This is a genomic window from Streptomyces sp. NPDC012825 (assembly GCF_042900925.1).
Classification (GTDB): domain Bacteria; phylum Actinomycetota; class Actinomycetes; order Streptomycetales; family Streptomycetaceae; genus Streptomyces.
Genome location: NZ_JBIBBZ010000001.1, coordinates 293,715 through 317,883, shown reverse-complemented (window position 1 = coordinate 317,883; position 24,169 = coordinate 293,715). Strand labels below are relative to the sequence as shown.

At 74.6% G+C, this 24,169-nt stretch carries 20 protein-coding genes; 11 read left to right on the top strand and 9 right to left on the bottom strand.

Annotated features, from left to right (window positions below; translation table 11 throughout):
- Nucleotides 1-31: 31 nt before the first annotated feature.
- From ACFY7E_RS01565 to ACFY7E_RS01555, 3 genes are all read left to right on the top strand, one after another.
- Entirely contained in the window at nt 32-691 is a 660-nt protein-coding gene (locus ACFY7E_RS01565; RefSeq protein WP_383439663.1) for a LuxR C-terminal-related transcriptional regulator, read from the top strand.
- A 437-nt stretch (nt 692-1,128) separates the two neighbouring features.
- Nucleotides 1,129-3,066 carry a 2-oxoacid:acceptor oxidoreductase subunit alpha gene (locus ACFY7E_RS01560; RefSeq protein ID WP_389479564.1) on the top strand — a complete coding sequence of 646 codons (1,938 nt, stop codon included), beginning with the start codon at nt 1,129-1,131 and terminating at the stop codon, nt 3,064-3,066.
- Nucleotides 3,059-4,120 (top strand): 2-oxoacid:ferredoxin oxidoreductase subunit beta, encoded by a 1,062-nt coding sequence (locus ACFY7E_RS01555; protein ID WP_389479561.1) that lies wholly within the window; start codon nt 3,059-3,061, stop codon nt 4,118-4,120. The genes ACFY7E_RS01560 and ACFY7E_RS01555 overlap by 8 nt, the downstream gene beginning before the upstream one ends.
- 52 nt (nt 4,121-4,172) lie before the next feature.
- Here the strand turns inward: ACFY7E_RS01555 and ACFY7E_RS01550 are convergent, their stop codons facing one another.
- The 4 genes from ACFY7E_RS01550 to ACFY7E_RS01535 form a co-directional block, all read right to left on the bottom strand.
- Entirely contained in the window at nt 4,173-6,365 is a 2,193-nt protein-coding gene (locus ACFY7E_RS01550; protein WP_389479558.1) for a bifunctional serine/threonine-protein kinase/ABC transporter substrate-binding protein, read from the bottom strand.
- A 5-nt stretch (nt 6,366-6,370) separates the two neighbouring features.
- On the bottom strand, nt 6,371-8,533 hold the full coding sequence (locus ACFY7E_RS01545; RefSeq protein ID WP_389480998.1) for a bifunctional serine/threonine-protein kinase/ABC transporter substrate-binding protein: 2,163 nt from the start codon (nt 8,531-8,533) through the stop codon (nt 6,371-6,373).
- A gap of 401 nt (nt 8,534-8,934) precedes the next feature.
- Complete coding sequence (locus ACFY7E_RS01540; protein WP_389479556.1) at nt 8,935-9,792, bottom strand: hypothetical protein; 858 nt, start codon at nt 9,790-9,792, stop codon at nt 8,935-8,937.
- A gap of 84 nt (nt 9,793-9,876) precedes the next feature.
- On the bottom strand, nt 9,877-10,293 hold the full coding sequence (locus tag ACFY7E_RS01535) for a winged helix-turn-helix transcriptional regulator (RefSeq protein ID WP_389479554.1): 417 nt from the start codon (nt 10,291-10,293) through the stop codon (nt 9,877-9,879).
- Nucleotides 10,294-10,395: 102 nt separating this feature from the next.
- On the opposite strand from ACFY7E_RS01535, the gene ACFY7E_RS01530 reads away from it, so the two are divergent.
- Together ACFY7E_RS01530 and rarD are read left to right on the top strand one after the other, a co-directional pair.
- Nucleotides 10,396-11,280: an SDR family oxidoreductase gene (locus ACFY7E_RS01530; protein ID WP_389479552.1), complete on the top strand. Its 885-nt coding sequence runs from the start codon at nt 10,396-10,398 to the stop codon at nt 11,278-11,280.
- A gap of 136 nt (nt 11,281-11,416) precedes the next feature.
- Nucleotides 11,417-12,424: an EamA family transporter RarD gene (gene rarD / locus ACFY7E_RS01525; protein WP_389479549.1), complete on the top strand. Its 1,008-nt coding sequence runs from the start codon at nt 11,417-11,419 to the stop codon at nt 12,422-12,424.
- Nucleotides 12,425-12,509: 85 nt separating this feature from the next.
- Here the strand turns inward: rarD and ACFY7E_RS01520 are convergent, their stop codons facing one another.
- Nucleotides 12,510-13,091 carry a dihydrofolate reductase family protein gene (locus tag ACFY7E_RS01520; protein WP_389479547.1) on the bottom strand — a complete coding sequence of 194 codons (582 nt, stop codon included), beginning with the start codon at nt 13,089-13,091 and terminating at the stop codon, nt 12,510-12,512.
- Nucleotides 13,092-13,282: 191 nt separating this feature from the next.
- Between ACFY7E_RS01520 and ACFY7E_RS01515 the strand changes: the two genes are divergently transcribed.
- The 3 genes from ACFY7E_RS01515 to ACFY7E_RS01505 are packed head-to-tail and all read left to right on the top strand — an operon-like array spanning nt 13,283 to nt 15,300.
- Nucleotides 13,283-14,113 carry a nucleotidyltransferase domain-containing protein gene (locus ACFY7E_RS01515; protein WP_389479545.1) on the top strand — a complete coding sequence of 277 codons (831 nt, stop codon included), beginning with the start codon at nt 13,283-13,285 and terminating at the stop codon, nt 14,111-14,113.
- A gap of 53 nt (nt 14,114-14,166) precedes the next feature.
- Nucleotides 14,167-14,778 carry a DUF4291 domain-containing protein gene (locus ACFY7E_RS01510; protein ID WP_389479543.1) on the top strand — a complete coding sequence of 204 codons (612 nt, stop codon included), beginning with the start codon at nt 14,167-14,169 and terminating at the stop codon, nt 14,776-14,778.
- 54 nt (nt 14,779-14,832) lie between these two features.
- On the top strand, nt 14,833-15,300 hold the full coding sequence (locus tag ACFY7E_RS01505) for a VOC family protein (RefSeq protein WP_389479541.1): 468 nt from the start codon (nt 14,833-14,835) through the stop codon (nt 15,298-15,300).
- On the opposite strand, the gene ACFY7E_RS01500 is transcribed toward ACFY7E_RS01505, so the two are convergent.
- Nucleotides 15,260-16,096, bottom strand: coding sequence for a helix-turn-helix domain-containing protein (locus ACFY7E_RS01500; RefSeq protein ID WP_389479539.1), 837 nt, complete (start codon nt 16,094-16,096; stop codon nt 15,260-15,262). The genes ACFY7E_RS01505 and ACFY7E_RS01500 overlap by 41 nt on opposite strands.
- 130 nt (nt 16,097-16,226) lie before the next feature.
- On the opposite strand from ACFY7E_RS01500, the gene ACFY7E_RS01495 reads away from it, so the two are divergent.
- Nucleotides 16,227-17,192, top strand: coding sequence for an LLM class flavin-dependent oxidoreductase (locus ACFY7E_RS01495; protein ID WP_389479536.1), 966 nt, complete (start codon nt 16,227-16,229; stop codon nt 17,190-17,192).
- Nucleotides 17,193-17,198: 6 nt separating this feature from the next.
- On the opposite strand, the gene ACFY7E_RS01490 is transcribed toward ACFY7E_RS01495, so the two are convergent.
- Nucleotides 17,199-17,708 carry a DUF1203 domain-containing protein gene (locus ACFY7E_RS01490; RefSeq protein WP_389479533.1) on the bottom strand — a complete coding sequence of 170 codons (510 nt, stop codon included), beginning with the start codon at nt 17,706-17,708 and terminating at the stop codon, nt 17,199-17,201.
- Nucleotides 17,709-18,030: 322 nt separating this feature from the next.
- Between ACFY7E_RS01490 and ACFY7E_RS01485 the strand changes: the two genes are divergently transcribed.
- Complete coding sequence (locus ACFY7E_RS01485) at nt 18,031-19,347, top strand: M28 family metallopeptidase (RefSeq protein WP_389479530.1); 1,317 nt, start codon at nt 18,031-18,033, stop codon at nt 19,345-19,347.
- 83 nt (nt 19,348-19,430) lie between these two features.
- Here ACFY7E_RS01485 and ACFY7E_RS01480 read toward each other — a convergent pair whose 3' ends face one another.
- Nucleotides 19,431-20,645: an outer membrane lipoprotein carrier protein LolA gene (locus ACFY7E_RS01480; RefSeq protein ID WP_389479528.1), complete on the bottom strand. Its 1,215-nt coding sequence runs from the start codon at nt 20,643-20,645 to the stop codon at nt 19,431-19,433.
- Between the two features lie 243 nt (nt 20,646-20,888).
- On the opposite strand from ACFY7E_RS01480, the gene ACFY7E_RS01475 reads away from it, so the two are divergent.
- Entirely contained in the window at nt 20,889-23,096 is a 2,208-nt protein-coding gene (locus ACFY7E_RS01475; protein ID WP_389479526.1) for an FUSC family protein, read from the top strand.
- On the opposite strand, the gene ACFY7E_RS01470 is transcribed toward ACFY7E_RS01475, so the two are convergent.
- Entirely contained in the window at nt 23,039-24,049 is a 1,011-nt protein-coding gene (locus ACFY7E_RS01470; protein WP_389479524.1) for a polyprenyl synthetase family protein, read from the bottom strand. The genes ACFY7E_RS01475 and ACFY7E_RS01470 overlap by 58 nt on opposite strands.
- Nucleotides 24,050-24,169: the final 120 nt, after the last annotated feature.

The window sequence follows — 24,169 nt, the reverse complement described above, 5'->3', positions numbered from 1 at the left end:
GGGCGTGGGAGAGCGGGACGTGGCGGAGCGGGTGCGGGTGGTCATCGCCGAGGATTCGGTACTGCTCCGGGAGGGGCTGACCCGGCTCCTGACCGACCTGGGGCACGAGGTCGTCGCCGGGGTCGGCGACGGCGAGGCCCTGGTGGAGACGGTGGGGAAGCTCGCGGCCGAGGGGGCGCTGCCGGACGTGGTGGTGGCGGACGTGCGGATGCCGCCGACCCACACGGACGAGGGCGTACGGGCGGCGGTGCGGCTGCGCGGGGAGCACCCGGGGCTCGGGGTGCTCGTCCTGTCGCAGTACGTGGAGGAGCAGTACGCCACCGAGCTCCTGGCCGGTTCCAGCCGGGGCGTGGGCTACCTCCTGAAGGACCGGGTCGCGGAGGTCCGCGAGTTCGTGGACGCGGTCGTCCGGGTCGCCGGGGGCGGCACGGCCCTGGACCCCGAGGTCGTGCAGCAGCTCCTCGGACGCAGCCGGCAGCAGGACGTCCTGGCGAACCTGACCCCGCGCGAGCGGGAGGTCCTGGGCCTGATGGCGGAGGGGCGGACGAACTCGGCGATCGCGAAGGCGCTGGTCGTGAGCGACGGCGCGGTGGAGAAGCACATCAGCAACATCTTCCTGAAGCTGGGGCTCGCGCCGAGTGACGGCGATCACCGGCGGGTACTCGCCGTGCTGACGTACCTGAGGTCCTGAGGGGGCCGGGAGGTCCCGAGGGGTCCCGGGGCTCCGGGGCTCCGGGGCTCCGGGGCTCCGGGGCTCCGGGGCTCCGGGGCTCCGGGGCTCCGGGGCTCCGGGGCTCCGGGGCTCCGGGGCTCCGGGGTTTCCAAGAGCCGGAAGATCCTGCGAGATCCCTCGACCCGCCGGAACCGGCCCCCGCCCGCCGGAACCGGCCCCCCGGCCGACAGAAGTACCGGAACCAGACCTTCCGGAATACTCCGGGCGGTGACACGGCGTCACGAACCCGGACGGAACGGATTCCGAAAAGCGGTCCACGATGCAAGAAGTCCGGGGAGACCCGCCCCCGCCGTCGTAGGGTGGGCAGCGGGACGGACGGTGATCGGCCGGCCGCGCCCCGAGCTTCTCCCCGCCTCCGGCGGAGAGTCCCCTTGCCACGAGGGAGGTCCAGTTCAGTGACCAGCCAGGTCAGCAGCGAGGCCGGCGAGGCCCTGCTCGGGGAGCAGAGAGGCGCCCCGGCCACGCCCCACGACGGCACAGCGAAGGAAGTCCGCCGGCTCGACCGGGTGATCATCCGTTTCGCGGGCGACTCGGGCGACGGCATGCAGCTCACGGGTGACCGGTTCACCTCGGAGACGGCGTCCTTCGGGAACGACCTGTCGACGCTGCCGAACTTCCCGGCCGAGATCCGGGCGCCCGCCGGGACGCTGCCGGGCGTGTCGTCGTTCCAGCTGCACTTCGCCGACCACGACATCCTCACCCCGGGCGACGCGCCGAACGTGCTGGTCGCGATGAACCCGGCGGCGCTGCGGGCGAACATCGCCGACGTGCCGCGCGGCGGCGAGGTCATCGTCAACACCGACGAGTTCGCCAAGCGGGCGATGGCCAAGGTCGGCTACGCGGTCTCGCCGCTGGAGGACGGGTCCCTGGAGGGCTACCGGGTGCACCCGGTGCCGCTGACGACGCTGACCCTGGAGGCCCTGAAGGACTTCGGCCTGCCCCGGAAGGAGGCCGAGCGGTCGAAGAACATGTTCGCGCTCGGGCTGCTGTCCTGGATGTACCACCGGCCGACCGAGGGCACCGAGGCGTTCCTGCGCCGGAAGTTCGCGAAGAAGCCGCAGATCGCCGAGGCGAACGTGGCCGCGTTCCGGGCCGGCTGGAACTTCGGGGAGACCACCGAGGACTTCGCCGTCTCCTACGAGGTCGCCCCCGCGACCCGGGCCTTCCCCACGGGCACGTACCGCAACATCTCGGGGAACCTGGCCCTGTCCTACGGGCTGGTCGCCGCCGCCCGCCAGGCCGACCTGCCGCTCTACCTCGGCTCGTACCCGATCACCCCGGCCTCCGACATCCTGCACGAGCTGTCGAAGCACAAGAACTTCGGCGTGCGGACCTTCCAGGCCGAGGACGAGATCGCCGGGATCGGCGCCGCGCTCGGCGCGGCCTTCGGCGGCTCGCTCGCCGTCACCACGACGAGCGGCCCCGGGGTGGCGCTGAAGTCCGAGACCATCGGCCTGGCCGTCTCCCTGGAGCTGCCGCTGCTGATCGTCGACATCCAGCGCGGCGGCCCCTCCACCGGCCTGCCGACCAAGACCGAGCAGGCCGACCTGCTCCAGGCGATGTACGGGCGCAACGGCGAGGCGCCGGTCCCGGTCGTCGCGCCGAGGACGCCCGCCGACTGCTTCGACGCGGCGGTGGAGGCGGCCCGGATCGCCCTGGCGTACCGCACGCCGGTCTTCCTGCTCTCCGACGGCTACCTGGCCAACGGCTCCGAGCCGTGGCGGATCCCGGACACCGGTGAGCTGCCCGACCTGCGGACCGCGTTCGCCACCGGCCCCAACCACACCCTCGCCGACGGCAGCGACGTCTTCTGGCCCTACAAGCGCGACCCCGAGACGCTCGCCCGGCCCTGGGCCGTGCCCGGCACCCCCGGGCTCGAACACCGCATCGGCGGCATCGAGAAGCAGGACGGCACGGGGAACATCTCCTACGACCCGGCCAACCACGAGTTCATGGTCCGCGTCCGCCAGGCCAAGGTCGACGGGATCGACGTGCCGGACGTCGAGGTCGACGACCCGGACGGCGCGCGCACCCTGGTCCTCGGCTGGGGCTCCACCTACGGGCCGATCACCGCGGCCGTACGGCGCCTGCGGGCCGCGGGCCTGCCCGTCGCCCAGGCCCACCTGCGCCACCTCAACCCCTTCCCGAAGAACCTCGGCGACGTCCTGAAGGGGTACGGGAAGGTCGTCGTCCCCGAGATGAACCTCGGCCAGCTCGCCACCCTGATCAGGGCGCGGTACCTGGTCGACGCGCGCAGCCACACCCAGGTCAACGGCATGCCGTTCAAGGCCGAACAGCTCGCCGCCGTCCTCAAGGAGGCCATCGATGCCTGAGTCCGCCGAGTCGCTCCTGCACCTGGTGCCGAAGGCCGAGGCCGTCCAGTCGATGAAGGACTTCAAGTCCGACCAGGAGGTGCGCTGGTGCCCCGGCTGCGGCGACTACGCCGTCCTGGCCGCCGTCCAGGGCTTCATGCCCGAACTCGGCCTGGCCAGGGAGAACATCGTCTTCGTCTCCGGCATCGGCTGCTCCTCCCGCTTCCCGTACTACATGAACACCTACGGGATGCACTCCATCCACGGCCGGGCGCCCGCCATCGCCACCGGTCTGGCGACCTCGCGCCGGGACCTGTCGGTCTGGGTGGTCACCGGTGACGGCGACGCGCTGTCCATCGGCGGCAACCACCTGATCCACGCCCTGCGCCGCAACGTCAACCTCAAGATCCTGCTCTTCAACAACCGGATCTACGGGCTGACCAAGGGCCAGTACTCCCCCACCTCCGAGATCGGCAAGATCACCAAGTCGACCCCGATGGGCTCCCTGGACGCGCCCTTCAACCCGGTCTCGCTCGCGCTCGGCGCGGAGGCGTCGTTCGTGGCCCGCACGGTCGACTCCGACCGCAAGCACCTCACCGAGGTCCTGCGGCAGGCCGCCGACCACAACGGCACGGCGCTCGTGGAGATCTACCAGAACTGCAACATCTTCAACGACGGCGCCTTCGACGCCCTGAAGGACAAGGAGCGGGCCCAGGAGGCCGTGATCCGCCTGGAGCACGGGCGGCCGATCCGCTTCGGCGCCGACCTCGCCAAGGGGGTCGTGCGGAATCCGGCCACCGGTGACCTGGAGGTCGTCGACGTGACGCCCGCGAACGAGGGCGAGATCCTCGTCCACGACGCCCGTGCGGCCACCCCCACCACCGCCTTCGCGCTCTCCCGCCTCGCCGACCCCGACACCCTCCACCGGACCCCCGTCGGGGTCTTCCGGTCGGTGGAGCGCCCGGTCTACGACACCCTCATGGCGGAGCAGCTCGACACGGCCGTGGAGCGGCACGGCAAGGGCGACCTGGCCCAGCTCCTCACCGGCAACGACACCTGGACCGTCGTCGGCTGACGCGACGGCGTGACGGGGTGAGGAGGGGCGGGCCCCACGGACCCGCCCCTCCTCACGTCTTCCCCGTCCGCTTCGCCTCCTTCACCGCCGCGTCCGCGAACTCCCCCAGGAAGTGCGGCCTCCCGTCCCTCACCTGCCAGAGGAAGAGCCCGACGAGGCTCGCGGTGCCGCTCTCCCGGCCCGCCGAGGTGTACGTCTTGGCGAGGCCCTTGTAGGGGGTCTGGCGCAGGGCGTTCGCCACCCCGGACGCCACCGACTCGGAGTGGTTACCGACCGTCGTGCCCAGCGCCTGGAGCGTCCAGTTGACGGCGTCGTACGCCTCCGTGGCGTACGGCTCGACGGGGGTGGTGGCGGGCAGTCCCCAGCGCGCGCGGTACGCGGCGGTGAAGTCCTTCGCCCCCGGGAGGCCGTCCGGGTCGACGTGGGCCGTGCCGAAGTACCAGTCCTCGGCCGCCGGGCCCGCGAGGTCGATGAACTCCTGGGTGAAGGGCTGTTCGACGCTGCCGCAGGGGCCCCGGAAACCCTGGTCGCGCAGGGCCTTCGCGCAGAGGGCGGCCCGGCGCGGCGAGATCCCCACGTACATCACGGCCTGCGGGTCCGTCGCGAGGGCGGCCCGTACGGCGGGGGCGAAGTCCTCGCCGTCCGCCTCGACGGGGTGGGAGGTCGCCGTCCCGCCCCGGGCCTGCGAGGGCGGGGTCTGCTTGACGCTCTTGACCGCGAACCAGGTGGCCCGGCCGCCGTCGCGGTCCTCCACGAGGGCGGTCCGGACGATCCCGCGCTCGGAGAGGCAGCGGGCGTACGGGACGATCATGGAGTCCGGGGAGGGGCGGGGTTCGAAGTAGGTGCGCTTGGTGGTCTGGCCCTCCACCGTGTCGCCGGTGGGGACGGCGGCGAGGACGCTCACCAGGGGGACGGAGTGGTCGACGAGCTCGGCCACGGCGGCGAGCACGCTCGGGACGGTCGTCGGGCCGAGGACGCCGACGAGCCCCTCGTCCCGGAGCAGGGTGCGGGCGGCGGTCGTGGCGCGCGACCCCCGCCCGCCGTCGTCCACGACCCGCAGGGCCACGTCGAAGGCCCGGTCCGGGCGGGCGTTGAAGGTCTCCACGGCCAGCCGGGCGCCGCGCTCCTGCGCCCGCCCGGCCGCCCGGGTGGGCCCGGTGAGATCGGTGAGGACGCCGATCGTGTACGCGGGGAGGGCGGCACCCCCCGTGTCCTTCCGGGCGGGGGCGCGGCCGAGGAGCCAGGCGGTCAGGCCGCCCGCCCCGGCGACGGCCGCGGCCGAGCCGGCCGTCAGGACGCGCCGGCGCGAGATCCCCGCGGGGGGTTCGGGGGCCGTGAGGAGGGTCGGTTCGGGGACCGGCAGGTCGAGGACGCGCGAGGACCGCCGCGCGATGAGCGCGGGCAGGCCGGGCGGCAGCCAGTCCCCCGCCGCGCCCTCGGCCTCCCCCAGGGCGGCCCCCGCCCGCGCGGCCGTGGGGCGGGCCGCCGGGTCCTTGGCCAGGCAGGCGGTCACCAGGGGCAGGAGGGTGTCGGGGATCCCGCGCAGGTCCGCTTCCTCGTGGACGGTGCGGTAGACGACGGCGGCCACCGCGCCCGTGCCGAAGGGGCGTTCGCCGGTGAGGGCGTACGCCAGGACGCAGCCGAGCGAGAAGACGTCGGCGGCCGGGCCGACCTCGTCCGGCCCGCCGGCGCGGGCCTGTTCGGGGGCGAGGAAGCCGGGGGTGCCGATCATCGCGTCCGTGGCGGTCAGGGCGGTGGCCCCGGCGGACCGGGCGATGCCGAAGTCGATGAGGCGCGGCCCGTCGAGGGCGAGGAGGACGTTCCCCGGTTTCACGTCCCGGTGGACGAGCCCCGCCGCGTGCACGTCGGCGAGCGCGGCGGCGAGCCGGGCGCCCAGGGCCCGCACGGTCGGTTCGGGCAGGGGGCCGTGCAGGGCGACGGCCTCGGCGAGCGACGGTCCGGGGACGAACTCGGTCGCCAGCCAGGGCTCGCGGGCCTCCGGATCGGCGCCGAGGACGCGGACCACCCAGCGGCCGGTGATCCGCCCTGCGGTCCGGGCCTCGCGGCGGAACCGCTCCCGGAAGCCGGGGTCGGCGGCGTGCTCGGCGCGGATGAGCTTGAGCGCGGCGAGCGTCCCGCCGGCGGTGCGGGCGAGGTAGACCACGCCCATGCCGCCGGTGCCGAGGCGGCCGAGGAGGCGGTACCCGGCGATCGAGGACGGGTCGGCCCTGCGGAGCGGCTGCACGGCGGTCAGGCCTTCGGCTCGTCGGACTTCGGCTTGTTCGCGGGGACGGCGGGCGCGGGCCCGATCGACTTGTAGGCGCCGTTCTGCACGCCGTGCACGAACGTGCCGACGCCGGAGAGGTCGCCGTACTTGTCGAAGGTGTAGCCGCCCATGACGCCGGTGTACTTCTTCGCCCGCAGCTGCGCCCAGAGGCCCTTGCGGGCCGGGGGCCGGCCCGCCTTCGCGTTCCGGACGAGCTGGTCGAGGACCATGTTCACGACGTCGTACGACTCGCCCGTGTAGTACGCGGGAGGGGCGCCGTAGCGCGCGCGGTACGCGGTGACGAAGCCGGCGGCCTCCTTGCGGGTCACGGCGTCGAGGACGGGCGCGCCGAAGAACCAGTTCTCGGCGGCGGGTCCCGCCTCCTTCAGGAAGGCGGGGCCGAAGGCGTGCTGGCCGCCGAACCGGGGCCCGGTGAAACCGAGTCCGACGAGGGCGCGGGCGGCGAGGACGGCGGTCTCGCGGACCCCGCAGTGGACGTACGCGTCCATGCCGGCGTCGATCATCTCGCCGAGGACCCTGCGGTAGTCCCCCCGCGCGCGGGCGGGGACGACCCGGTAGTGCGGGGTGATCCCCGCCTGTCCGAAGCCGAACTGGACGCCGCGCACGAGCAGCCAGCCGTACTCGTCGTCCGTGCGGTCCTGGAGGACCCCGGGCCTGCGGATCGTGGGCAGGAGCGTGACGGCGAACGCGAGGTACGCGCCGCCCATCGGGTGGTTGGGGATGGCCCGCAGCACCGTGGCGTTGGGCGCGCTCTCCTGGTCCCGCAGGGTGAACAGGTTGAACCCGGCGGAGGTGGTGAGCAGCGGGAGGCCGGCCTCCTCGAAGGCGGGGAGCGCGGCCTGCCCGGTGCCGTCGGAGGTGGGCCCGAGGACGGCGAGGACGCCTGGGTCGGTGGTGAGCCTGCGGGCCGCTTCGAGGGCGGCGGTCCGGTCGCCCCGGTCGTCGGAGACCTCGAGTTCGAGGGAGAACGGCTTGTCCTCGCGGGCGTTGAACCGCTCGACGGCGAGGCGGGCGCCGCGCTCCTGGGCCAGCCCGATCTCCCTGGCGGGGCCGGAGAGGTCGGCGAGGACGCCGATCTTCCAGGAGGTGCGGGGCGGGGCGCCCCTGCCGTCGTCCCCCTTCCCCCCGTCGCCCCCGAGGGCCGACCGGACGGCGAGGGCTCCGCCGCCGGCGGCGAGGACGGCGGCGCCGGAGGCGAGGAGCAGGAAGCCGCGCCTGCCGCGCTTCGGCGGTTCCGCCGGTTCCGTGCCGGGCGCGGTCGCGTCGATCTCGGGCAGGGCGAGCATCCGGGCGGAGCGCTCGGCGATGGTCCGGACGACGGGGGCGGGCAGCCACTCGGCGGCGGCGCCGGGGGCGTCCTCGACGAGCCGTGCGCCGATCTCCTCGGCGGTCGGGCGGGCGGCCGGGTCCTTGGCGAGGCAGGCCCGGACGAGGCCGAGCAGCCCGCCGGGCACGCCGGTGAGGTCCGGCTCGTCGTGGACGGTCCGGTAGAGGAGGGCGTCCGGGGTGCCGGTGCCGAAGGGCGGGCGTCCGGTCGCCGCGTACGCGAGGAGGCAGCCGAGGGCGAAGACGTCGGCGGCGGGGCCGACGGCGTCGGGGCGGGCCTCGGCCTGTTCGGGGGCGAGGAAGCCGGGGGTGCCGACGACCATGTCGGTGGCGGTGAGGGCGGTCTCGCCGGTGGCGCGGGCGATGCCGAAGTCGATGAGGCGGGGGCCGTCGACGGCGAGGAGGACGTTTCCGGGTTTGACGTCCCGGTGGACGAGCCCGGCCGCGTGCACGGCGGCGAGGGCGCGGGCGACGGACCGGCCGAGGAGCCGGACGCTCCGCTCGGGCAGCGCGCCGTGCGCGGCGACGGCCTCGCCCAGGGAGGGCCCGGGGACGAAGGCGGTGGCCATCCACGGTTCGGGGGCGTCCGGGTCGGCGCCGGTGACGGGGACGGCCCAGGGGCTGGAGACCCGGCGGGCGGCCTCGACCTCGCGGCGGAACCGGGCCCGGAAGTCGGGCTGGTCGGCCCGGTCGGCGTGGGTGACCTTGACGGCGGCGAGCTCGCCGCCGGCCGTACGTCCCAGATAGACGACGCCCATGCCCCCGGCCCCGAGCCGCCCGAGCAGCCGGTACCCGGCGATGACGGAGGGATCGGAGGGGAGGAGCGGCTGAAGGTCGCCGGGGTGGGGACGGGGGGTGGCGGCCGGGGGGTGGGGCGGGGGCGGGGGCGGGTTCCCTGCGGAGTTCCCTGCGGGAGGCTGGGAAGGGGAGGGGGGTGCGGCCGGGGGCGGGCTTCCCGCGGAGTTCCCTGCGGGAGGCTCGGGAGGGGAAGGGGGCGCGGCCGGGGGCGGCCTTTCCGCCGTCGGTGGGTTGCCCTGCTGCCCGGTCCCGGAGGGGGTCGGCCGCCCGGCCCCGGGCGTGTTCCGGCGTCCTGTGCCGGGTCTGGCCGGGGGGCTCGGCAGCGGGCCGATGCGGGGGTCGCGCGGAGGCCAGGTCCCGGCTCCGTCCTCCGGCTCCCGGTCGTCCCCCGGGTTCACGGGGCTCATGACCGGACCTCCAGCTCGTCCTTGACGCGTTCGAGCATGGTGACGAGGGCCTGGACCTGGGCGGTGACGGTGCCGACCGTCGTGGGGGTCCTCTCCTCGGTGTAGCCCGGGGCGCCCTTGACGACGGTGGCGACGGTGACCTGGCCGATGCGCGACTGGTACCAGCCGTAGAACTGCTTCCCGGGGACCGCGTCGTCGTAGTAGCCGCCGCGCTCGCCGAGGGAGTCGGTGGCGGTGTAGTTGCCGCCGAGGCCGAAGGGGTTGCCGAGGGAGATGAGTCCCTTGACGCGCTCGCCGTCGCGCAGGCTCTGGTCCGGGCAGCGGAGGGCCTCCTCCAGGGTCTCGGCCATCTCCCAGTCGGCGTCGTCCTCGGTGCGGTGCACGGTGACGGTGGCGGCGACCCGGAGGGTCCCCCGGCCGTCGGCGGCGGGGACCTCGCTGTAGGCGGTGACGCTGGAGAGGGCGGTGGAGGGCCGGGTGCCGGTCTCCCAGGAGCAGCCGTCCCCGAGCACGGGCCAGTAGTCGGGGTCGCTGAGGTACGGGGTGCGCTTCACGTAGTCCGGGCCCCAGGCGTCGGGTCCGGCGACGACGGCGAGGGCGAGCCTCCTGGCGTCGGCGGTGTTCTTCGGCGCCCGCTTCGGGTCGGGGGTGAAGTCGAGGGCGGTCGGTGCGGGGGTGGGCGTGGGGGCCGGGGCCGTGGCGCCCGTGGCCGACGCCCCGCTCGTACTCCCCCGGCCACCGGGTTTCGCGCCGTCGTCGCGGTCGGCGCCGCCGTCGGTGCAGCCGGTCGCGATCAGCCCGCCCACCAGGACGGCACAGCAGGCGCGCAGCAGTCTCCGGTCCCCGTACGCCACAGTTCCCCCACGGTCCCTACACGGATTGCCCGAACGGCGATCAGATCGTACGGCCTGCCGGGGCAACTCACCGTGGCTACAACCTCATTGGGACGAAGCGGTGGCACTCTCGCGACGTGCCCCGTCGTACCGCTCGCGGGCCTCCTGGACGACGGCGGCCCGCTGCTCGCTCCAGTGGGCGAGCGCCCAGACCCGGTGGGCGGCCTCGGTGCCGAGCGGGGTGAGGGCGTAGTCGACGCGGGGCGGGATGACGGGCTTGGCGTCGCGGTGGACGAAGCCGTCGCGCTCCAGGGTCCGGAGGGTCTGGGCCAGCATCTTCTCGCTGACGCCCCCGATGCGGCGGCGCAGCTCGCTGAAGCGGTACGGGCGCTCCAGGAGGGACGCCATGACGAGGACGCCCCAGCGGCTGGTGACGTGCTCCAGGACGGCCCGCGAGGGGCACATCGGGTCGAAGACGTCGGGCAGCGGGGCCGTCGCGCTCACCTCTCCACTTACCTCCATGCCAGTACCTTACTTCAAAGTGGGTACTTTCGAAAAGTTAGTGCCGGTTCTACGGTGAGTACACCGTTCAATTTTCACGTACCCCACGCGTAAGGAAGCACCATGAGCATCGTCGTCACCGGAGCCACCGGACAGCTCGGCCGCCTCGTCGTCGACGCCCTCCTCGGCACCGCCCCCGCCGGGGGCGCCGCCCCCGCCGAGCGGATCGTCGCCGTCGTCCGGGACAAGGAGAAGGCGGCGGACCTGGCCGGGCGCGGGGTCGAGCTGCGGATCGCCGACTACAGCCGCCCCGAGACCCTGGCGGGCGCCTTCGAGGCCGGCGACCGGGTGCTCCTGATCTCCGGCAGCGAGGTCGGGCGGCGCGTCGCGCAGCACTCCGCCGTGATCGACGCGGCGAAGGCGGCGGGCGTGGCCCGGCTCGCGTACACCGGTGTCCTCGGCGGCGACGACGCCGACTTCGAGCTGGCCGCCGAGCACAAGGAGACCGAGCGCCTGATCCTCGCCTCGGGCCTGCCGTACACCTTCCTCCGCAACGGCTGGTACAGCGAGAACTACACCGCCAACCTCGCCCCCGTCCTCGCCCACGGCGCCGTCGTCTCCAACGCCGGTGAGGGCCGGATCGCCTCCGCCTCCCGCGCCGACTACGCCGCCGCCGCGGCCGCCGTCCTGACCGGCCCGGCCGAGGAGCACCTGAACCAGGTGTACGAGCTGAGCGGCGACACCGCCTGGTCCTTCGCCGAGTACGCGGCCGAGGTCGCCGCCCGGTCCGGCCGGGAGGTGACGTACACCCCCGTCTCCGCCGGGGCCCACCTGGAGATCCTCCTCGGCGCCGGGCTCCCGCGCCCCCTCGCCGAGATCCTGGTCGACGTCGACCGGGCCGCCGAGCACGGCGCGCTCGCCCTGCGCACCGGCGACCTGACCCGGCTGATCGACCGCCCGACCACCCCGGTCGGCGTCTCGATCCAGGAAGCGCTCGACGCCTCCTGACGAGCGCCGGGCCGTCATGACCGCGCCACCGGGCCGTCATGACCGTATAGCGGTACGGGCATGACAACCCGCCCCGTGCGGCGCTACCGTCGTCGGAGCGGCCGACAGGACGGCGCGGCACAGGGCGGGAGGTCCGGTGAAGACGGAGAACGAGGGACGAGCAGGCCTGCTCTACGGGATCGGCGCCTACGGCATGTGGGGCCTGGTCCCCCTGTTCTGGCCGCTGCTCAAGCCCGCCGGGGCGATCGAGATCCTCGCCCACCGGATGGTGTGGTCCCTGGTCTTCGTGGGGCTCGCCCTGCTCGCCCTGCGCCGCTGGGGCTGGATACGGGAGCTGGCGCGCAGCCCGCGCAAACTGGGTCTGATCACCCTCGCCGCCACCGTCATCACCGTGAACTGGGGCCTGTACATCTGGTCCGTGAACACGGGCCACGTCGTCGAGGCCTCCCTCGGCTACTTCATCAACCCGCTCGTCACCATCGCCCTCGGCGTCCTCGTCCTCCAGGAGCGGCTGCGCCCGGCGCAGTGGGCGGCGGTCGGCATCGGCTTCGCGGCCGTGCTCGTCCTCGCGATCGGGTACGGGCAGCCGCCGTGGATCTCGCTCGTCCTCGCCTTCTCCTTCGCGCTCTACGGCCTGGTGAAGAAGAAGGTGAACATCGGAGGCCTGGAGTCGCTGGCCGCCGAGACCGCCGTCCAGTTCCTGCCCGCCCTCGCGTACCTGGTCTGGCTGGGAGGTCGGGGCACGCTGGCGTTCGGCGCGCACGGCGCCGGCCACACCGCGCTGCTCGTCGCCACCGGTCTGGTCACGGCGGTCCCGCTGGTCTGCTTCGGCGCGGCGGCGATCCGCGTCCCGCTGTCGACGCTCGGCCTCCTCCAGTACCTGGCGCCGACCTTCCAGTTCCTCCTCGGGATCCTCTACTTCCACGAGGCGATGCCGCCGGAGCGCTGGGCGGGCTTCTCCCTCGTCTGGCTGGCCCTGACGATCCTCACGTGGGACGCGCTGCGGACGAACCGGCGCAGCCGGGCGGCGATCGCGGCGGCGACGGCGGGAGCGGCGGAGGCACGGGGGACGACGGAGACGGAGACCCCGGGGACGGCCGGGACCCCGGGACCGGTCGGGACCGCGCCCACGGCCGGACGCTGACGGCGGGCGCGTACGGGGCGGGCCGACGGGCGCGTACGTGACGGGCCCCGCGCCGGAGGACCGGAGCGCCGGGGGGCCCGGCGGGTCAGGCGCCCGGCCGGACCACGTCGAAGACCTGCTTCTGGAGGCCGTTCGCGTAGACCTCGTGCTCGACGAGCCTCAGCTTCTGGGCGTCCTTGTCCGTGGCGCTGAAGAGCCGCTTGCCCGCTCCGAGCAGGAGCGGGAAGACGAGCAGGTGGTAGCGGTCGATCAGGCCGGCGTCCGACAGGGCCCGGTTCAGCGAGGCGCTGCCGTGGACGATGACCGGGCCGCCCCCGGTCTCCTTGAGCGCGGCGACCTCGTCGAGCGAGCGCAGGATCGTGGTCTCCCCCCAGTTCTCCACCAGGTCGCCCTCGGCGAGGGTGGTGGAGACGACGTACTTCGGCATCGCCCTGTAGTCGGCGAAGTCCTCCATGTCCGGCCACACCGGGCTGAACGCCTCGTAGCTGACGCGGCCCATCAGCATCGCCGCGGCCTCCTTCTGCTCCCGTCCCTTGATCTCGAACGCCTCGGGGAGGAACTCGACGTCCTTGAACGTCCACCCGGAGTTCCGGTAGCCGGGCTCGCCGCCCGGGGCCTCGACGACGCCGTCGAGCGAGATGAAGGCGGTGCTGATCAGGGTGCGCATGGCGGGCTTCCTCGGGGTCTCGTGTCCGGTCGGCGGGGGATGCGAGCCGCGCGCTCCGGCCCCGTTCGGGCCGCCGCGCGCCTGCCATGATCCATGACCGTGGATCACGGGAAAACTCATCGGTCGCCGACCAGCCGGAAGGTCCCGCAATCGGGTTGCGGGCGGTGGGCGGCTTCCACAGAGTGGGCCGGATGGAGCGCCTGATCGAGATCGCAGACCGCCTGTCCGAGGTCGAGGGGGTCGTCGGGGTGTGCCTGGGCGGCAGCCGGGCGCGGGGGACGCACTCCCCGGACTCGGACTTCGACCTGGGCCTGTACTACCGGCCGCCGCTGGACACCGACGCCCTGCGCCGGCTGGCGGCCGAGCTGACCGGTGGTCCCGGGGAGGTGTCCGAGCCGGGCGGCTGGGGGCCGTGGGTGGACGGCGGCGGCTGGCTGACGGTCGACGGCCACCGGGTGGACTGGATCTACCGCGATCTGGACCGGGTGCGGCGCGTCCGGGAGGAGTGCGGGGAGGGCCGCTTCGAGATCGGCACCCAGCCCGGCCACCCCCTGGGCTTCCACTCCCCCTCCTACGTGGGCGAGCTGGCGCTCGGCCGCGTCCTGGCCGACCCGACCGGCGAGCTGCGGGCCCTCCGGGAGGAGGTCCGCCCCTACCCGGACGCGCTGCGCGGGGCGCTCGTCGAGAACGCGCGCTGGGAGGCGCCGTTCACCCTGGCCTGTGCCCGTAAGGGAGCGGCCCGCGGGGACTCCTTCTACGTGGCGGGCTGTCTCTTCCGCGCGGTCGGCCTCCTCGTCCACGCCCTGCACGCGCACGCGGGGAGCTGGGTCCTGAACGAGAAGGGGGCGGTACGGGAGGCGGGCGGACTGCCCTGCGCCCCGCCGGACTTCGCGGACCGGGCCCAGGGGCTGTTCTCCGCCCTCGGCACGGACCCGGCCTCCCTGGCGGCGGCCCTGGACGCGGCGGACGCCCTGACCGCCGAGGTGTGCGAGGTGCTCGCGGGCGGGCCGGCGCCGGAATGAGGTCCCGGAATAACCGGTAGTGGCGCGGCGGGACTTCGCCCACCCTGAACCCCATGGAAGAACCGAAGTACCGGATCCGCGCGCTCCACACGGAGCGCACGGTCACCGTCTACCAGGCGTACTCGCCCGCGATCGGGCTCCCGGCGGCGCGGGAGGGCCGGTTTCCGGCCGTCTGGAAGCGGGACCGGATGACGTGGATCAAGCCGTCGTTCCTGTGGATGATGTACCGCTCGGGGTGGGGCGCGAAGGAGGGCCAGGAGACCGTCCTCGCCGTGGAGATCACCCGCGAGGGCTTCGAGTGGGCCCTGCGGAACGCCTGCCTCTCCCACTACGAGCGCGGCTTCCACCCCGACCGGGACGCGTGGAGGCGACAGCTGCGGGAGTCCCCGGCCCGGGTCCAGTGGGACCCGGAGCGCGACCCCGGCCTGAACCCGCTCCCGTACCGCTCGCTCCAGCTCGGCCTGTCGGGCGAGGCGTCCCGCCGGTACGCGGACGACTGGACGGTGTCGATCACCGACGTGACCCCGCTCGCCCACCGCGCCCACGCCCTGGTCCGGGCCGGTGACACGGCCCGCGCCCGCGCCCTGCTCCCCCGGGAGGAGCCGTACCCGGAGCCGGAGGGGCTCCTGGACCACCTGCGGGTCGGGAAGGAGCGCCCGTCCTGACGGAGGGGTCCGTTCCGGTGGCACGGGCGGAGGGGGGACGCTAGAACCGGTGTCATGGGACCCCTGCACTGGAAGCTCGTCGTCGACGCCACGGACCCGCACGCGCAGGCCGCCTTCTGGGCCGCCGCCCTGCGCTACCGGGAGGAGGACCACAGCGCGCTCGTGCGGCGGCTCCTCGGAGCGGGGGCCGTCCCGGACGGGGTGACGACCACCGTCCACGGGGGCACGGAGGGCGAGCGGCTCGGCTGGCGGGACCTCGCCGCCGTGCGGCACCCGGACGAGCCGTACGACGAGGACACCGGCGCGGGTCTCGGCCACCGGATCCTCTTCCAGCGGGTCCCGGAGGCGAAGACCGTCAAGAACCGCGTCCACCTGGACCTCCACGCGGAGGCGGGCGCCCGGGACGAGGAGGTCGCCCGCCTGGTCGGTCTCGGCGCGACGGTCCTGCACGAGGTGAACGAGCCGTCGGGCTCGTGGGTGGTCATGGCGGACCCGGAGCGGAACGAGTTCTGCGTGCAGTAGGGCGGGAGGGGGCCGGGGTCCTGGGGAGCGGGGCCCCGGGGGCCGGGGCCCCGGGAGATCCGGCCGCCGCCGCCAGGAGTGTGTCCGCCGTCGCCCGGTCCGCCGGCAGGAACGCCTCCAGCTTCAGTTCGGCGAGCGTCACGTCCACGGCGGTGGCGAAGGTCGTCACGGTCGTCATCAGGCGCAGTTCGCCGTACGGGGTCCGCAGCCGGAGCGGCACCGCGAAGCCGAGGGCCCCGGCGGACGGCCCCGGCTCGGGGACGTACCCGGCCAGCTCGGTCCGCAGCTCCTCCAGGTGGCCGAGGCGGGCCAGGACGTGGTGCGCCCACTCGGCGAGGTTGCCGACGCGGGGGGCGAGGCCGTCGGGGTGCAGCGCCAGGCGGTAGACGTTCGTGCCCGGCCCCACGAGCTCGGCGGCCGCGCCCTCGGTGATCAGGTCGAACGCGCTGTTCGCGGCGATCAGGTCCCCGTTCCGGTCGACGACGAGGGCCGGGTACGGCAGGTGTCCGCGCAGGACGTGGTCGATCGCCGTGCGCACGGGCGCGAGTTCCGGGCCGTCGAGCGGGCTCTCGGGGTACACGGGCGCGTACCCGGCGGCGAGCAGCAGCTCGTTGCGCTCCCGCAGCGGCAGCCCCATCGACTCGGCCAGGCGCACCACCATGTTCCGGCCGGGAACGGACCTGCCGGACTCGATGAAGCTGAGGTGCCGCTGCGTGGTGCCCGCCCGCGACGCCAGGTCGAGCTGGCTGAGACGGCGGCCGGTACGGCGTTCGCGGAGCGCACGGGGAAAGTCCACGGTCCCGTTGTACGGGCCGGGGGCGGCTCGGGGCCATTCCCTGCGGGGAATCGAGCCCGCGCGGACACGGCTCCGGGCCATTCCCCGGCGGGAATTGAGGCCCCCGCGCTCCGCCGTGAGCATCGCCGCCATGGACATCGGCGTACTGCTTCCGACCGGAGCCGCCCAGTGGGGCCCGGACGACGACCCCCGCGATCTGGTCGCCCTCGGCCGCCGGGCCGAACGCGCGGGCTTCTCCTCGCTCTTCGTCAACGACACCCTGATCGGCCCGCGCGTCGAGGCGCTCACGATGCTGGCGGCGCTCGCCCCGGCGACCGACGCCGTGACGCTCGGGACGGCCGCGCTGCTGCCGCACCTGCGCCGGCCGGTGCAGACCGCCCAGGCGCTGGCGTCGCTCGACCTGCTGTCCGGCGGCCGGCTCGCCGTGGCCGTCGGCGCCGGGTTCCCCGGCCGCTTCGGGCAGCCGCTGTACGCCCTGTCCGAGGTGCCGTGGGCGAGGCGCTTCGCCCGCCTGGACGAGACGGTCGCGCTGTGGCGGACGCTGTGGGGCGGCGGCGGTTCCTTCCACGGCGAGTTCCTCCGCTTCACCGACGTACCGCCCATGACCAGGCCGTTCCGGCCCGGCGGCCCGCCCGTGTGGCTCGGCGGGGCGACCCCCGCCGCCCTGGCCCGCACCGGCCGGACGTACGACGGCTGGCTCCCCTACCCGCCCGATCCCGCCGACTACGCGACCGGCCTCCGGGCCGTCCGCGCGGCGGCGGCCGGTGCCGGACGCGCGGACGGGGACGTCACGCCCGCCCTGTTCGTCTCGGTGCGGATCGACGACGGGTCCGGCGCGGACCCCGGGCACGGCCGCCGGGCGATGGACGCCTACGCGCGGGCCACGTACGGCATGCCGCTGGAGGACCTGGAGAAGGTCCAGGCCGTCGTCACGGGCCCGGCCGAGCGGGTGCGCGAGCGCCTGGAGGAGTACGTCGCGGCCGGGGCCCGGCACGTCGTCGTACGCCTCGGCGCCCTGGACCTGCGCTCCCAGGACGACCAGCTGGAACGGCTCGCGGCCCTGCTCCCGGCGGTGCGGGCGGCGGGCGAACCGTAGGAGGGGTCAGGGGCGGCGGACCTCGAAGTGGAAGCAGCCGTACTCGACGGCCCGGACGTGGACCAGGGCCACGGCGGGGTCCTCGAAGGCCTCCGCGAGGGCCCGGCCGAAGCCTTCCGCCGGGTCCTCCGGAAGCTCCAGGAGCCGGCCGCCGACGATCCGGCCCGCCGCGTCGTACCGGCGGAGGGTGCGCAGGGCCCCGGGCCGCGCGAAGGGGTACTCCTCCGAGGGCGCGGGCCCGCCGCACTCCCCGGCGTGCACGAAGACGGGCCCCTGCTCGTCGTACGCGCCCGGCTCCGCCCCCGTCTCCGCCGCCCAGCGGCGCAGCGGCGCGTACGAGACGAGCGCGATCCGCTCGCCGGGGGCGGCGGCACGCAGACAGCACCGGAGGGGTTCCCCGCCCCCGGTGGCCGCGTACGGCACGCAGGGGCGCCCGGCGTCGTCGACGACGCGCAGCTCGGCGAGGGCGGCGGGCGCGACGGCCCGGGGGGCGTGAAGGGTCTCGGTGGTACGCATGGCTCCAGCGTCACGCGTCCCCGCCCCGGGCACCGGCGGGATTCGGACGTGGCGTTCGCCCGAACCGGCCGCGTGATCAAGGGAGTCGGGCCGACGGGCCACAGGCGCCCCCCGTCCGCTGAGCGAACACCCCTGACCGGTTTCCGCTCTTGACGTGAACACATCCTGTCACTGAACATTCAGCACGCACAGAGGAACACCTGTGCAACGGACAACTGAACACCACGCACGCATTCGTACAGCTCCAACGCCTCGTGGCCTCCCACGCCCGAGGCGTCTCGCACGTTCCGTCCCATCCCCGTTCGGAATCCGGAGCCCCCACATGAGCCTCTCCGTACCCAGACGCGTCACCGCGGTCGCCGCCCTCGCGGCGCTCGCGCTCGGTGGTCTCACCGGGACCAGCGCCACCGCCCGGCCCGCCGAGGCCGCCGGTGCCGCCGCCGCGCCCGACATCTCGCTCACCGCCGTCAAGCAGCACTTGACGGACCTCCAGTCCATCGCCACCGCCAACGGCGGCAACCGGGCCCACGGCCGTCCCGGCTACAAGGCGTCGATCGACTTCGTGAAGGCGAAGCTGGACGCCGCCGGATACACCACCAGCGTGCAGACGTTCACCTCCGGCGGCGCCACCGGCTACAACCTGACAGCCGACTGGCCGGGCGGCGACCCGAGCCAGGTGCTGATGGCCGGCTCGCACCTCGACTCGGTCTCCTCGGGCCCCGGCATCAACGACAACGGCTCCGGCTCCGCCGCGATCCTGGAGACCGCCCTCGCCGTCTCCCGGGCCGGCTACCAGCCCTCCAAGCACCTGCGGTTCGCCTGGTGGGGCGCCGAGGAGCTGGGCCTCGTCGGCTCGAAGTACTACGTCAACAACCTCCCGACGACCGAGCGTTCGAAGATCAAGGGCTACCTCAACTTCGACATGATCGGCTCGCCGAACCCGGGCTACTTCGTCTACGACGACGACCCGACGATCGAGCAGACCTTCAAGAGCTACTTCGCGGGCCTCGGCGTCCCGACCGAGATCGAGACCGAGGGCGACGGCCGCTCCGACCACGCGCCCTTCAAGAGCGCGGGCGTCCCGGTCGGCGGCCTCTTCACCGGCGCGAGCCGCGTGAAGACCAGCGCGCAGGTCTCCAAGTGGGGCGGTACGGCGACGGCGTTCGACCGCTGCTACCACTCCTCCTGCGACACCACCGCGAACATCAACGACACCGCCCTGAACCGCAACAGCGACGCCGTCGCGCACGCGATCTGGACGCTGTCGGCCGGTTCCACCACGCCGCCCACCGGCACGGTCTTCGAGAACACCGCCGACGTGTCCATCCCGGACAACGGCGCCGCGGTCACCTCGACGGTCAACGTCACCGGCGTCACCGGCAACGCCCCGAGCGACCTCTCGGTCGGCGTGGACATCGTCCACACCTACCGCGGCGACCTCGTGGTCGACCTCGTCGCCCCCGACGGCTCGGTCTACAGCCTGAGCAACCAGTCCGGCGGCAGCGCCGACAACATCGTCCAGACCTTCACCGTCAACGCCTCCACCGAGGTCGCCAACGGTGCCTGGAAGCTCCGCGTCCAGGACCGGGGTCCGGCCGACACCGGTTACATCAACGCCTTCAAGCTGACCTTCCCGTAGCGGTCACGGGAGGGCGAAGAAACGCCCGGGCGGATCGGTGACCATCGCCCCCGATCCGCCCGGGGTCCCAACGGAGCCGGCTCCTACCTGCCGGAGTTCGCCGCCTCCACCAGCGCGTCCTTCGTCACCGCGCCGACGTAGACCTTGCCGTCGTCGGTGAGGAGCGCGTTCACCAGCTTCGTCTTGAAGAGGGTGCCCGAGCCGAACTTCCCGGTGACCTCGTCGCCGAAGGAGTCCAGGAAGCCCCGGATCTCCTTCGGCGCCTCGTCCGTCCCGGGTGCCGGGGCTCCGGTGTCGAGCTTCGCGATGGTCGTCCAGCCCTCGCCGAGGACGTTCAGGCCCTTGCCGAGGTCCCCGAAGCCCTGACCGAACTCCTTCCCGAAGTCCTCGCCGAAGTCCTTCTCGAAGTTCTCTGGGAGCTTCCGGGACGTCTCCTCCTCCGCCGCGCCCTCCGTCACCTTCGCGCCCTTCGGCGCCTCGAAGGCGAAGACCGACGCGTCCGGGCGGGCGAAGTCGACCTTGGTGAAGCCCGCGTCCACGACCGGCTTGCCGCCCTCGACCGAGGAGAGGGTGAACTTCAGCGGGGTGCCGCTCGCCGCGTCCACCGCGATCTTCACCGACGCGACCGTCGAACCGGCCTGCTTCGGCTTGATCACCAGCTGGTACGCGTCCCGGCCCGCCACCCGCGCCGTGCCGTCGACCGTGATCGACGTGGTGTCGCCGGCCGCCTTCAGGACCTCGTCCGCGAGCTCCTTGGGCGTCGCGGGAAGCTCCTTCTCCGGCGTCCGGCCCGCCGACGCGTCCTTCTCGTGGAAGACCTCGTTCGACCTGCTGTCGTAGGCCCAGACGTCGTCGCCGTTGTGGATCAGGCTGTACTCGTCGGAGCCGTCGAGCAGGGTGAGCCTCTGGCGCTCGGGGCCGTCCGCCGCCAGGCGCAGCGTGTGGGTGCCCGAGACGAGTTCGGTGAGCTTCTGCGCGGGGTCCGCCGTGGAGGCGCCGCCGCCCTGGCCCCCGAGGCCGGACACCAGGCCGCCGAGGGCCGGCAGGCCCAGGTCGGTGGAGACCTTGAAGGTGCCGGAGAGGGTCTGGGTCTCCGAGCCCGCGATCTTCTCGATGAGCTGCGCGGCCGTGATCTCCGGCAGGTCCGGGTCGCCGGCCGCCGCGAGCGCCGGGACCAGACCGATGGTCGCCGCGGCCACACCGGCCACCGCGACGGGGACGACGTACCGGCTCGCCCTGCGACGGGTCTCGCCGCGAACCTCGCCGGGGCTCTCGCTGGGGACTTCGTTCGCTGCCATGGTCTCCGCTACCTCCGTGCGCCCTGGAGAGGCCCCGAACGGCCTCATGTGGTCGGTGTACCCCATCCCACCAAACGGGGAGGACGGAATCGTCAGCCCCCGGGATCAACCTCGCGTACCCCTCCGGGATGACCCGACCCCGAGACCGGTCCGGGCCCTCACATACGGAACCTCCGGTTCCGCGAAGGCGGGGCCCGTGCTCCCGGGCGAGACTGGAGGGGGACGGGCCGAGAGGAGCCGTTCATGTCCGAGGGGCTCTCCGCGATGGCGCGCACCGGGCGCCACGCCGCGCACGTCACGGCCGCGACGGCCGCCGGGTTCTATCCGGCGCTCCACCTCCTGGACCGGCCGGTGGCCGGGGTCTACGCCCTGTTCACCCCCATCGCGTTCGGCATCCTCTCCCCGCTCCCCGGAGCGGGCCGGGAGCGCGCCGCGACCGTGCTGCGCGCGGTGCCGGCCGCGGCCGTGCTCGTCGCCCTCGGGACCGTGCTCGCGGCCGGGACCCGGCCGGCGGTCGCGGGCATGCTGGCGGTCGGCTTCGCGCTGGCCTTCGGGGCGGCCTGCGGCCCCCGGATCGCGGGCGCCGCCCCCGGACTCCAGCTCTTCTACATCCTGGCCTGCTTCCCGCCGTACGAGCCGGGGACGCTGCCGCAGCGCCTCGCCGGGCTCGTCGCCGGCGGGGCGCTCCTCGCCCTGGCCGAGGCGGTGTTCCTCCCGGACGCGCCGGAGCCCCCGTACCGCGGGCGGATCGCCGACGCCCTGGACCTGGCGGCCCGCGCCGCCGCCGGGGTCGTACGCGGGAGGGGGCCGGACCCGGAGGCCGCCGGGCGGCTCGGGGCGGCCGGGCGGGAGCTGCGCCTGTCCCGGGTGCCCGCCGGGGCGCGGCCGACGGGCGCGGGCCGGACGGACCGGGCCCTGGCCCAGGCGGGGGCCGCGACCCGCCGGCTCCTCGACCAGCTGGCCCTCCTCGCCGCGCACGACCCGGCCCCCGGGGACACCGTCTCGGCGGACCTGCTGCGGGGGGTCGCGGCGAGCTGTACGGAGACGGCCGACGCCCTGCGGAGGGGCGGCCGGGAACGCCGCGGGCGGCCCCTTCCCGGGCCGCAGCTCCTCGAGGAGATGGTCGCGGACTTCCTGAAGGCACGCGGGGCCCGCGCCGACGGGCCCGCCGGAGCCGCCGGCGGGCGCACCGTCCTCGTCCGGCGCTCGACGGTCCTGACGGCGGCGGTGTCGGCGGTGACCGTCCGCACGGCCGCCTCCCTCGCGCTCGGCGGCCGGGAGCGGCTCCACGGCCTGCCCCGCGAGCAGTTCTGGTACGCGGCGGAGGGGACGGCCCGGCTGCTGGCCGTCCGGATCAGGGGCAATCTGACCCGGCGCTCCGTCGTCTTCCAGAACGCCCTGCGCACCGCGCTCGGCCTGGCGCTCGCCCGGCTCGTGGCCGGTTCGCTCGACCTGTCGCACGGCTTCTGGGTGCTGCTCGCCGTCCTGACCCTGGGGCGGACCACGGCGGGCGCCACCTGGTCGGCCGTACGGGCGGCGGCGGCCGGGACCCTGGCGGGGGCGTTCGCGGCGGGGCTCCTCATCGTGGGGGCCGGGGGCGCGTCCGACGTGTACGCGGCGCTGCTGGTGCCGATGATGCTGGTGGCCTTCACGCTGGGCCCGCTCGGCGGTCCGGCCCGGGGCCAGGGGCTCTTCACGCTCGTCGTCGCCACGGCCTTCGCCCAGATCGCGCCGGTGACCTGGCGGCTCGCGGAGGCCCGGCTGGTCGACGTGCTCACCGGCAGCGCGATCGGCCTGCTGTGCGGCCTCCTGGCCTGGCCTGCGGGGGCCCGCGCCGAGATCCGGTACGGCATGTCGGGCCTGCTGCGGGCCGCCGCGCCGGTGGTCCGGACCACGGCGGCGGCGGTGACGGACGGGAGCGGGAAGGACGCGGTCCCGGCCGGGGACGCGAAGGGCGCGGGCCCCGCCGGGTCGGCCTCCCCCGGCGTACGGCTCACCCTGCACCGGCTCCGCATCGCCGAGGCGGTCTACGCGCAGTACCGCACGGAACCCGCCTCGGACGCCGACGGAGCCGCCCACGACTGGCTGGCGGTGCTGGACCACGGGGCGCGGACGCTGGTCGGCGCCTACTGGCTGCCCCGTACGGACGGCATGCCCGGCCTTCCGCCGGACGCCCGGCGCTGGGCGCGCGAGACGGCCGAGGAGGTGGTCGCGGCGACCGTGCGGGCGGCGGGATTCCCCCCGGAGGGCGTACGGGTCCGCCCCGCGCCCCTGCCGCCGGAGGTGGCGGAACGGGTGCCCGCACCGCTCCTGGCCCCGCTCACGGACGTGGAGGTGTGGCTCCGGGCGCTGGCCCGGGACCTGGAGGCGTGCTCACCTCCGAAGTCGGGGGATCAGCCCGCCCGGTACACCACCGCGTCGCACAGCTCCGCGAGCGCCGACTTGGCGTAGCCGTCGGGGAGCGGCGCCAGCATCGCGCGGGCCTCCTCCGCGTACCGCACGGTGTCCCGGCGGGCCTGCTCCAGGGCCGGGTGGGCGCGCAGCCGGCGCAGGACCTCGGCGTGCCGGGCGTCGTCGGTGAGGTCGCCGTCGACGAGGGCGACGAGTTCGACGTCCTCGGGGCGCCCGTGCGCGGCGGCCGCGGCCCGCAGGCGCAGGACGGGCAGGGTCGGGATGCCCTCGCGCAGGTCGGTGCCGGGGGTCTTGCCGGACTCGTGGGAGTCGGAGGCGATGTCGAGGACGTCGTCGGCGAGCTGGAAGGCGACGCCGAGCCGCTCGCCGTACTGGGTGAGGGTGCCGACGACGCCCTCGTCGGCGCCGGCCATCATCGCGCCGAAGCGGCAGGCGACGGCGACGAGGGAGCCGGTCTTGCCGCCGAGGACGTCGAGGTAGTGGTCGACGGGGTCGCGGCCGTCGGCGGGTCCGGCGGTCTCCAGGATCTGGCCGGTGACGAGCCGCTCGAACGCCTCGGACTGGATGCGGACGGCCTCCGGGCCGAGGTCCGCGAGCGTGTGGGAGGCGCGGGCGAAGAGGAAGTCGCCCGTGAGGACGGCGATCGAGTTGCCCCAGCGGGTGTTGGCGCTGGGGACGCCGCGGCGGACGTCGGCCTCGTCCATGACGTCGTCGTGGTAGAGCGTGGCGAGGTGGGTCAGCTCGACGACCACGGCGGCGGGCACGATGCCGGGCGCGTAGGGGTCGCCGAACTGGGCGGCGAGCATCACCAGCAGCGGACGGAAGCGCTTCCCGCCGGCCAGGACGAGGTGCTGCGCGGCCTCCGTGATGAAGGGGACGTCGCTCTTGGTGGCGGCCAGGAGGCCCGCCTCCACGGCCGCCAGACCGGCCTGGACATCGGCCTCGAGAGCCTGGTCCCGCACGCTGAGGCCGAACGGCCCGACGACGGTCACGAGGGGGTCTCCTGTCTGCTGACGCCTGCTGTCGCTACACGGTCGGCAGCGACCGCACGGGACGATCACGCGGATTGTCGATGTGTCGCTGGATTCACTCAAGCCAGCGTATCCGGTCAC